At 45.1% G+C, this 255-nt stretch carries 1 protein-coding gene; it reads left to right on the top strand.

Annotation, left to right across the window (positions count from 1 at the left end; genetic code table 11):
* Window positions 1-41: 41 nt before the first annotated feature.
* The coding region (locus tag ACEN4N_RS11615; RefSeq protein WP_407094280.1) for a DDE-type integrase/transposase/recombinase at window positions 42-255 on the top strand (214 nt) is incomplete at its 3' end.

Genomic DNA, 255 nt, shown 5'->3' on the forward strand with positions numbered 1-255 from the left:
TTAAACGTGAGTTTAGAGCTTACGGACCGCGTTCCGTGCTGTTGACGGATATTACTTATTTGCCGTATGGCAGGCAGAAGTGGGCGTATTTAGCGACGGTTAAAGATGCCTTTACGAACGAAATTCTGTCTTATGAACTCAGCCCGATGCTTCATATTGCGTTTGTTTTGAAGATGATACGACAACTTATCGCCCAGCATCCGGTGAGTTTAGCGACGCAAACCCTGATTCATTCAGATCAAGGGAGTCACTTTA

Origin of the sequence: Ruoffia sp. FAM 20857, from assembly GCF_045528645.1 — a bacterium.
GTDB classification, from domain to species: domain Bacteria; phylum Bacillota; class Bacilli; order Lactobacillales; family Aerococcaceae; genus Ruoffia; species Ruoffia halotolerans.